This is a genomic window from Streptomyces telluris, assembly GCF_024519335.1.
GTDB lineage: Bacteria > Actinomycetota > Actinomycetes > Streptomycetales > Streptomycetaceae > Streptomyces > Streptomyces telluris.
Map to the genome: position 1 here is coordinate 1 of NZ_JANIID010000090.1, position 688 is coordinate 688.

2 protein-coding genes are annotated in these 688 nt (G+C 69.0%); one reads left to right on the forward strand and one right to left on the reverse strand.

Annotation, left to right across the window (positions count from 1 at the left end):
• Positions 1-448: methylenetetrahydrofolate reductase (locus NQU55_RS36220; protein WP_256791879.1), on the forward strand; the 448-nt coding region annotated here is incomplete at its 5' end.
• Between the two features lie 29 nt (positions 449-477).
• On the opposite strand, the gene NQU55_RS36225 is transcribed toward NQU55_RS36220, so the two are convergent.
• Positions 478-688: hypothetical protein (locus tag NQU55_RS36225; protein ID WP_206330257.1), on the reverse strand; the 211-nt coding region annotated here is incomplete at its 5' end.

The window sequence follows — 688 nt, forward strand, 5'->3', positions numbered from 1 at the left end:
CCCCCGGTCGGCGGACTGGGACGACGACGTCCGCCACTTCGTGGCCAAGTGCCGGGCCGGCGCGGACTACGCGATCACGCAGATGTTCTTCCACGTCGAGGACTACCTGCGGCTGCGGGACCGCGTCGCCGCGGCCGGCTGCACCGTCCCCATCATCCCGGCGATCATGCCGGCCACGCACGCGCGGCAGATCCGCCGGTTCGCCGAGCTCAGCAACGCGGCCTTCCCGCAGGACCTGGCCGACCGCCTCACCCGGGCCGCGGACCGCCCGCAGGTCGCGCACCGCATCGGCGTGGACTACGCGACGGACATGGCCCGCAGGCTCCTCGACGAGGGGGCGCCCGGGCTGCACTACATCACCCTCAACCGGTCCACGGCGACGCTGGAGATCCACCAGAACCTGGGCCTGGGCCTGGGCGCGGGGCGGCAGGCGACAGCGGCGGCCTGACGCGATTCCTTCCCTTCTTCCCTTCTTTCCTACTTTCCTTCCGCTCGGCTTTCGCTCATTTCGCAACTCGGTTCACCCAGTTCAGTCAGTCCAGCCTGTTCGCTCAGTCCGCTCAGTCCCCTCAGTTCGCTCAGTTCGCTCAGTTCAATCAGGGAGCTTTCCATGGCACGTCCCGCTGCCGCCGCCCAGAATCCGGCCCAGGACTTCAAGGTCGCGGACCTTTCGCTGGCGGCTTTCGGC